Below are 8490 nucleotides of genomic sequence, written 5' to 3'. Positions count from 1 at the left end.
GAGAGCGCCACGGTGGCCGCCGAAGGCGCACAAACCGCCAAGGCAGCCCGCCTGCAGCTGGAGAAAAGCACGGGACAACCGGTCGTCAGCCGATTGAACGCAAAGACACTGGAGACAGACAAAATCGGGCACAAAAAGGAATGAGCCTATTGCCCGGTCTCGCACCTGGCTACGCATGCGCATGATGCTGCGCCGCCGTCACATCCAGCACACGCCCAGAATGTTCCGTCTGCCACAAGTCATCATGGGTTCCAGATCCTTTGCAGTCAGCCCCGCCTGTTCCATACGGAACTTGATGGCCTCGACCGGATCAGGCAGATTCATTGGGAAATTTTTGGCCTCATACGCCTGCACGAGTGTCGTCAACACATCCAGACGGTCCCCATCTGGAGTGCCGATGTCTGAGTCATGTTCCACCAGGCCGGAGATAATCTTCAACGCGGCCTTGTAGTCCGCATCAGTACGAATAGGACGGATTTCCATGGTTCACTCCATTTCTACGGTTTTGGCATCGACCTCGTCGTACTGAGCATGGGTGCTGACGGCAATCACTCTCATAAGAGAATGGTAGTCCCATTTTGGGACCAATGCGATACTGGGGGTGCTCCGGCTAGCGCCTCACACCCACTTGCCATCAGAAACCCGCTTCTATAGGATTCGATCCTACAATCGTAGACATGGAGAATCAGCCATGCGCTCAACCCAACAATTCAGCATCACCCTGCCCAACGAAATGGCAGACACCGTCAGAGCCAAGGTTGCCGCTGGCGAGTACGCCACCGAGAGTGAAGTCATCCGGGACGGCTTGCGTGCACTCCTGGCCGCAAAATATCGTGGCTGACTATCGCGCCAGCCTGAACCCACAGAAAGCCCTGATCTGGCGGATCGTCCACCGGGACAACCTCCCATGCTCTACAACATTCACACGGGGCGAGGCGGCATCCAGCAACGTACGAACGACGAGATCGTGATCCTGGTGTCCAGTCTGCCCCGCCTTCAGGCGCTGGACGTGCCATTCCTTTTCACTGACAGCCACGCCTACTACCAATGGGCAAACTTTTATTTTGATTTGTCTGACTTGGACAAAATCAACTGGGCAATCCTGCAAACCAAGGACTTCCGCCGAGACCCCGACAATCCCGAGAAATTCGAGCAGTACCAGGCGGAAGCGCTGATTCACCAGCACTTGCCCATCAGTGCTCTGCTGGGTATCGTATGCTATACGGATTCCGTCAAGCAGGCTGTCGAGCAGGTTCTGCAGGCGCAACACCTGAACCTTCCCGTCCACACCCGTCCAAACTGGTATTTCTAATGATCACGTTCACGCAAGGCAACCTCCTGGAGGCCCACACCGAGGCGCTGGTCAACACGGTCAACACCGTCGGCGTCATGGGCAAGGGCATCGCGTTGATGTTCAAAGAGCGGTTCAAGGACAACTTTCGCCTGTACGCAGCGGCTTGCAAGGCGGGCGAAGTCCGGACTGGCAAGATGTTCGTTACACAGACGCACGAACTGGACGGTCCCCGCTGGATCGTCAACTTCCCCACCAAACAGCACTGGCGGGGCAACTCGCGCATGGAATGGATCACCGAGGGCCTGCAGGATCTCCGGCAATTCCTGATCGAGCACCAGGTCAAGTCCGTGGCCATCCCCCCGCTTGGAGCGGGCAACGGCAAGCTTGCCTGGGCTGACGTTCGCGTCCAGATCGAGGCAGCGCTGGCTGGGCTTGACGTCGACGTTCTGGTTTTTGAGCCCACGGATAAATACCAAAACACCGCTAAACGTACTGGTGCCGAGAAACTGACCCCTGCCCGGGCCTTGATCGCAGAGCTTGTACGGCGATACTGGATTCTGGGCATGGAGTGCAGCCTGCTCGAAATCCAGAAGCTCGCCTGGTTCCTGGAACGCTCAGTAGAGCAGCTTGGCCTGCCATCACTTGATCTACGTTTTCAGGCGCACAAGTACGGCCCATACGCCAATCGCCTGCAACACCTATTGGACGGCCTGGACGGCAGCTATCTGCATTGTGACAAACGCTTGGCCGATGCCAGTCCATACGATGTGATCTGGTTCGAAGACAGTCGCCGGGCCTATCTGCAGGCCTATCTCAATAGCGAGGCCAAGCAATATTTGCCTGCACTGGAAGCCACTGCCGCCTTGATCGATGGGTTCGAGTCACCGTTTGGGATGGAGCTGCTGGCAACAGTGGACTGGCTGGTTGCTAGAGAAGGCGCAGATCTCACAATCCCGGGCATCCGCACAAGATTGCAACACTGGCGCGACCACGCTGCAGCTGATCGCAAGAACAGATTGTTCACCGACAAGGCACTGGGTATAGCACTGGATCGGCTGACCCAAACTGCCCCATCCGTTCACCAATACAATACCGCGCTCTGACCTTACTACGAAGCGGACCGATGCAACTTCCTCAATACCTTAGCGACCATGACCTGAAGCGTCTTGATGACTTTCTGGCGTCCGACAACGTCTCGGATTTCTCAATGGACGTGGCGACCCTGGAAGGCTGGCTAACCGCTTTAGCGATTGGTCCTCGCATGGTCATGCCATCAGATTGGCTCCCCTGGGTGTGGGATTTTGAGCATGGCCAAGAAGATGCAGATTTTGCATCCATAGAGCAGGCCAACGAAATCATCGGCCTCATCATGGGCTGGTGGAATCAAATCGTGCAGACTTTCCAGGATCACCCGGAAACTTTCGAACCCGTCTTTCGCCGTCAAGCCGTCTGGGGCGCTGCGGAGTGGTGTGAAGGGTTTCTGAAGGCCACACAGCTTTTCGACGCCGATGCCTGGTCACTGCTTTGGGCCGCAGATGCGATCAAGATAACCGACGACAATCACGCTTTGATCACACCATTTTTACGGCTGGGCGATGAAGACGGCATGGAGATCACGCGTGAAACTGGTGATGCCCAGAGGTGGGTCGACGCCGTCACTCCAACCGTGCTGGCCATCAACAAATACTGGGCACCACGGCGCATACAGCTTACCGGTGATCGCGCACAACGAACAATGAGGCGCGCAACTCCCAAGGTCGGGCGCAACGACCCATGCCCGTGTGGTTCCGGTAAAAAATACAAGCATTGCTGCGGCCGTCCTGCAACATTGCACTGACCTGTGGCCTCGTTCGGACAACAGAAGTTCGCTAGGCAACCACTGTTTTTTCACTACGGATGCACATGTCGCTGAGCCGCCGTCACATCCAGCACACGCCCAGAGTGTTCCGCCTGCCACAAGTCATAATCGGCCTGCATCTACAGCCACATAAAAGGCATCGGATCAGGCTTCGGCCAATTCCAGCCGACTGACGCCAGACAGATCCAAGTGCTGCTTGGTCACCCAGAGGTCATGCGCATCCTGCATCGCCAGCCAACTTTGCGGGCTGCGACCCAGCGCTTTGGACAGGCGCAGGGCCATATCGGGAGTAACGCGGCTGGTGCCCTTGAGCACCCGACTGACCGTTGATGGTGCAACATCCAGTCGCGACGCCAGCGCCCGCGTACTGATCCCGTAAGGCGCGAGATAAACCTCGGTAATGAACTCGCCAGGATGCGGGGGGTTGTACATGTTCATCAGTGATAATCCTCATAGTCGATGACATACGCATCATCATCTGCAAACTCAAACGTCACACGCCAGTTCCCGTTGACAGTCACGGCCCAGCGGCCCTTCTGGTCGCCCTTGAGCGGATGGAGGCGAAAACCAGGCAGATCCATGTCGTCAATCGTGGTCGCCGTATCCAAGGCAGTCAGCTGCATGCGCAAACGCTTGGCATGGCCTGAACGGTTCTCCGTTGGGTTTTTTGTTGTCCGGAGGGGCAGTGTTGGCGGGGGCGACCCGTATTCAACTCCGATGATACGATATCCCAATCCAAGAACAGAACAAGGATCGAGGCATGGGAGGCCACAACCTGAGCATCAAGACCCCACGGGGCTGGAGCTGGCTGACCAACCCGAAACTGGCAGCCAAAACCGGGGGTATTCACGCACCACGTTCAGCATTTGGGATCTGCTGAAGGTATTCTTTGGGCGAAAGTAACTGGCCAATGCCTACTAACGAAGCAGCCTTTCCCAAGGAAACACGAATCCGTCCATTCAGGACATCTGACGCAACCGCCCTGCCACAGATCCTGCACGCCGCTGCCCGTTCCACCGCCCCCAGGTACTACAACGTACAGCAAGTGCAAGCCTGGAGCCCGTCACCCATGACGGCAACACAATTTCTGGCGCGGATTGCCGACGCGCGCGAGGTGTTGGTCGCCACAGCCCCCAACGACGCCCCGCTAGGCTTCATCGAACTGGAACGCAACGGCCACATCGACTGTTTTTATTGCCATCCTGACTGGATTGGCCAGGGCATCGGGGCCAGGCTATATCAAGCAGCCTTCGAACAGGCCCAGGCACTGGGCATCCAAGCACTGCAGGTCGAGGCCAGTGAAGCGGCCCGAGGATTCTTTCTGCACCGGGGCTTTCAGGGGATACGACGCCAGGAAGTAGAACGTCACGGGGTCACCTTGCACAACTACGTCATGACCAAATCGCTGGTGGCTACCGGCCTAGGCGATCAGTCATCGTCATAGAGCAGACCGCCCAAGACGACTGGATAAGCAAGGTCAGCCACCTGAAACATCGCCAGCAACCTACTCCGGGCGGACCCTTCATACCTACTTGCCATCAGAGAAACCCGCTTCTATAGGATTCGATCCTACAATCGTTGACATGGAAAATCAGCCATGCGCTCAACCCAACAATTCAGCACCACCCTGCCCAACGAGATGGCCGAAGCCGTTAGGGCCAGGGTTGTCACTGACGAGTACGCCACCAAAAGTGAGCGATACCGACCATCCCAGCAGGAACAACCGCGAATTAGCACCCGTGACGGACAAGATCAAACTCTTTGACACCCAGCAGGTTCGGGCCGAATGGGATGCTGACCACGAAAAGTGGTGATTCTCGGTGGTGGATATCATTGCCATCCTCACAGAAAGCGTGGATGCTACCGCCTATTGGCGCAAGCTCAAGCAGCACCTGAAAGCAGAAGGCAACGAAACCGTGACAGCCTGTCACGGTTTGAAGATGCAAGCTGCTGACGGCAAGCAACGCCTGACCGACGTCGCCGACACCGAACAAATCCTGCGCCTCATCCAGTCCATCCCCAGCAAGCGTGCCGAGCCTTTCAAGCTGTGACTGGCCCAGGTAGGCAGTGAACGCCTGGATGTTGGTATTGGAAACTGGTAGGCAGGGCGACTGGGGTGAAACGCTGGTGATACCATGAATCCTGTCTGTGCCCCGGAGTCTTCCATGTCCAATCCCCCTGATGCAAGGCCAGATCCGCTGCTCATCCTGCCTGCCGACGGCTCGCCGACCCAGTTGTTCATCCTGCTGCATGGCGAATCCGCCGAGCCCGGCCAGATGCTGGACCTGGTTGCAGCCATCCGTTCAGGCTTTCCGCAGGCCGTGATCATCCAGCCCTACGGGCCTTTCGGCGACGGCGACACACGCCGCTGGATTGCCGAGGCGGCCCCGGATGCGGACGCTTATGTGGGCTTGATCTCGGCCGCCGCCACCGCGATAGCTGCCGACATCGCCGCCTGGCAGAGCCAGCACGGCCTGGACGGCGAGCAGACGGCGCTGGTCGGTTTTTCGGAAGGCGCCGCCGTGGCACTGGAAGCCGTGTGTGCGACGTCGGACCTGGCGGGCCGGGCGATCCTGTTTTCCACGCGCTTTGCCACGCTGCCCAGCGATGCGCCGCGAACGGCAACACTACATCTGCTGCACGGCGCGGAGGACCGCATTGCGCCGATGGATCAGGCACGCCAAGTCCATGCTCGCCTGGCGGAACTGCAGGGCGACGTGACCCTGGATATCGCCTCGGGCGTTGGTCACGACCTGCACGCCGCGCTGATCCACCAGGCCATTGTCCGGTTGCAAACCTGCGTGCCCCTGCGCCTCTGGGAAAACGCGCAGGGTGCGCCCAAGCTGCGCATCGACGAGTACAGCGCGGATGACCTCCATCCCGGCGGCGGCTTCGGCCCGGAGACTCTGCACTGACGACGCTGCGCAGTCGTCACATCCTGCACACGCCCGGCTGCGCAGCAGCCACGGTGTTGGATACCATGCGCTTATGCTGCAAGAAACCCAAGGCCAACTAAGCTTGAACAACTTATGCCGGAGTAGCCACTGCGCGACCAAGGCGCCAGGCCAGCCGGCGAAACTGTTCTCTACCTGCATGGCGGCACGGCCTGGCCCTCCCTGAACTAGATAGCCGATCAGTGCCTTGAACGATCACGCCCAGAGGGCCGCGCCCTAGCTGCAACGGGCTTCATCAATGCGGAATAACGGCCACCTCGGGTTATCATGAACCTGGGGTCGGCATCCAGCCGCCCTCCTACCAAAGACGAGCATCTGCATGGATACACAACGCCGCTCCCTGATGTTGGGCGCTCTTTCCACATTGACGCTGGGGCTGCCTACAGTCGGATGGACGCAAGACTCCCAGGCACTGCTCGACACGTTCATTCAGTTCAGCGCCGAACTCTGCGGACGCCCCCCGGAAGCGCTGGATCGCGGCATGGCGCAGCGCATTCTGCATGCACTCGAAGACCAGGGAAAACTCTCCCGCCTGCAGGCGCTGTACCAGAACGTAAAAAACGACACGCCCCTGGCCGACGAATTGCGGGCTGCCTGGTTTTCCGGTTCGATACAAACTTCCGATGGCGCCGTCCTGGTGGGTTTCGTGCACGCCCTGGCCTGGGGCAGCGCCTCGTTCCTGCACGCACCGGGCAGTTGCGGCGGGCCGACCGGCTACTGGTCCGAAGCACCCCAGACTCCATCTACCTGAAACTTCCAAGAAAAACGCATGACCCAACCTTTGCAAGCGGATGTTGTCATTGTCGGATCCGGCATCGCCGGGGCACTGGCCGCCACGCGGCTGGCGCAAGCCGGCCTGCGGATTCTCATCATTGAGGCCGGCAAACCCGTGGACCGCAATCAAGCGGTGCAACATTTCCGGGATGCTGCCATCAAGGTGCCCGAATGCGCCTACCCAGTGCAGCCCGAGGCCATCCATCCCACCTCGGACCGCCTGGGCGATTGGTATCAGCAGGAAGGCCCCGACTTCTTCAAGAGCACCTACCTGAAGGTGGTGGGGGGTACCACCTGGCACTGGCTAGGCACCTGCCTGCGCCTCGTGCCCAGCGACTTTCAGACACAAACCCGGTTCGGCCGCGGGGTGGATTGGCCGATCACGTATGCCGACCTGGAGCCCTTCTACCTGCAAGCCGAGCATGCGCTCGGGGTGTCGGGGGATTCCAGCCACGATCTGGGTTCACCGCGCAGCGGCCCGTTTCTGCTGCCGCCCATCCCGCAAACCTATCTGGACCACACGCTGGCCCAGACCCTGGGCGACACCCGCTTCGAGGTCCAGGCCACGCCACAGGCGCGCAATTCGGTCGTACATGATGAAAGACCACCATGCTGCGGCAGCTCCAGTTGCATTCCGGTCTGTCCGATCCAGGCGAAATACGACGCCACTGCCCACCTGAAAAAAGCTCAGGCGGCCGGCGCCCGCTTGCTGGATCAAAGCACAGTGGTGCAATTGATCCCGGATGCCCAGGGCCAAATCACCACCGCCCGATTCCGCCGCTGGGATCAATCCGAAGGGCAGGTTCAGGCAAGCATATTCATCCTGGCCTGCCATGCCATCGAAACTCCTCGGCTGCTGCTGGCCTCGCGGTCCGCAGCCTGGCCTGCTGGACTGGCCAACAGCTCAGACCAGGTGGGACGCAATCTGATGGACCACCCGGTCCAACTGTCGTGGGCGCTCAGTCAGGATCCGGTCTACCCCTACCGGGGGCCCCTGTCTACGTCTGGGATCGAAAATCTGCGCGACGGAGATTTTCGCCGCGACCGCAGCGCCTACCGCATCGAGATCGGCAACGATGGCTGGAACTGGCCCACCGGCGGCCCGCTGCCTCTGGCGGCTCAACTGGCCAGCCGCGGCCTGGATGCACAGGCTTTGGATCGTGCCCTGCAGCATGAAACAGCCCGCCACCTGCGCCTGACCGCCCTGACCGAACAACTGCCCGAAGCCGATAATCAGGTGACGCTGGACCCCCAGAAGCAAGACGTTTACGGGGTGCCACTGCCGCACATCCGCTACCGCGTCGACGATTACGCGCGCCAGGGCATGCGACAGGCCCGGCAAGATCATGAAGAAATCTTCGGGCGTCTGCGCGCCAGCGCCATACAGCACGCGCCGGACTTCTTTGGCGCCGGACACATCATGGGCACCTGCCGCATGGGATCCGATCCGCGCCATTCGGTCGTGGATGCGCAATCATGCAGCCACGATCACCCCAATCTGTACGTGCTGGGTTCGAGCGTGTTCCCCACCGGAGGCACTGCCAACCCCACCCTGACCATCGCCGCCCTCAGCCTGCGAACGGCTGATGTCATCGTGCAGCGATTCCGGG

Annotated in this window: 10 protein-coding genes and 2 pseudogenes; 9 read left to right on the top strand and 3 right to left on the bottom strand. The window is 59.7% G+C overall.

From position 1 onward, the window contains the following. Positions 1 to 240: 240 nt before the first annotated feature. Positions 241 to 483 (bottom strand): annotated as a pseudogene (locus tag VDP74_RS15100) (helix-turn-helix domain-containing protein); the annotation flags it as partial. Between the two features lie 208 nt (positions 484 to 691). Between VDP74_RS15100 and VDP74_RS15095 the strand changes: the two are divergent. The 4 genes and pseudogenes from VDP74_RS15095 to VDP74_RS15080 form a co-directional block, all read left to right on the top strand. Then, positions 692 to 823 (top strand): annotated as a pseudogene (locus tag VDP74_RS15095) (ribbon-helix-helix domain-containing protein); the annotation flags it as partial. 84 nt (positions 824 to 907) lie between these two features. Beyond that, positions 908 to 1312, top strand: coding sequence for a DUF4433 domain-containing protein (locus tag VDP74_RS15090; protein WP_322994395.1), 405 nt, complete (start codon positions 908 to 910; stop codon positions 1310 to 1312). Further along, positions 1312 to 2397 (top strand): macro domain-containing protein, encoded by a 1086-nt coding sequence (locus tag VDP74_RS15085; RefSeq protein ID WP_322994396.1) that lies wholly within the window; start codon positions 1312 to 1314, stop codon positions 2395 to 2397. The genes VDP74_RS15090 and VDP74_RS15085 overlap by 1 nt, the downstream gene beginning before the upstream one ends. 20 nt (positions 2398 to 2417) lie before the next feature. Beyond that, on the top strand, positions 2418 to 3131 hold the full coding sequence (locus VDP74_RS15080) for a UPF0149 family protein (protein WP_322994397.1): 714 nt from the start codon (positions 2418 to 2420) through the stop codon (positions 3129 to 3131). Positions 3132 to 3296: 165 nt separating this feature from the next. Here the strand turns inward: VDP74_RS15080 and VDP74_RS15075 are convergent, their stop codons facing one another. Next, entirely contained in the window at positions 3297 to 3590 is a 294-nt protein-coding gene (locus tag VDP74_RS15075) for a HigA family addiction module antitoxin (protein WP_322994398.1), read from the bottom strand. Next, positions 3590 to 3886 carry a type II toxin-antitoxin system RelE/ParE family toxin gene (locus VDP74_RS15070; protein WP_322994399.1) on the bottom strand — a complete coding sequence of 99 codons (297 nt, stop codon included), beginning with the start codon at positions 3884 to 3886 and terminating at the stop codon, positions 3590 to 3592. Before VDP74_RS15070 ends, VDP74_RS15075 begins: the two co-directional genes overlap by 1 nt. Positions 3887 to 4062: 176 nt before the next feature. Here VDP74_RS15070 and VDP74_RS15065 point away from each other — a divergent pair, with 176 nt between their 5' ends. The 5 genes from VDP74_RS15065 to VDP74_RS15040 all read left to right on the top strand — a co-directional run. Next, positions 4063 to 4596 (top strand): GNAT family N-acetyltransferase, encoded by a 534-nt coding sequence (locus VDP74_RS15065; protein WP_322994400.1) that lies wholly within the window; start codon positions 4063 to 4065, stop codon positions 4594 to 4596. Positions 4597 to 4972: 376 nt separating this feature from the next. Continuing rightward, positions 4973 to 5203 (top strand): hypothetical protein, encoded by a 231-nt coding sequence (locus VDP74_RS15055; protein ID WP_322994401.1) that lies wholly within the window; start codon positions 4973 to 4975, stop codon positions 5201 to 5203. A 114-nt stretch (positions 5204 to 5317) separates the two neighbouring features. Then, complete coding sequence (gene ypfH / locus VDP74_RS15050) at positions 5318 to 6067, top strand: esterase (RefSeq protein WP_322994402.1); 750 nt, start codon at positions 5318 to 5320, stop codon at positions 6065 to 6067. Between the two features lie 358 nt (positions 6068 to 6425). After that, the gene (locus tag VDP74_RS15045) at positions 6426 to 6857 is read left to right on the top strand and encodes a sugar dehydrogenase complex small subunit (protein WP_322994403.1); all 432 of its coding nucleotides are present in this window, start codon (positions 6426 to 6428) and stop codon (positions 6855 to 6857) included. Between the two features lie 18 nt (positions 6858 to 6875). Then, a partial coding sequence (locus VDP74_RS15040; protein ID WP_323000461.1) for a GMC family oxidoreductase occupies positions 6876 to 8490 on the top strand: 1615 nt, incomplete at its 3' end.

The sequence above is a fragment of the Castellaniella sp. genome, from assembly GCF_034674885.1.
Classification (GTDB): Bacteria; Pseudomonadota; Gammaproteobacteria; order Burkholderiales; family Burkholderiaceae_B; genus Castellaniella.
Note: the sequence above shows the minus strand (reverse complement) of the source record. Positions and strands in the feature narration are given on the sequence as shown.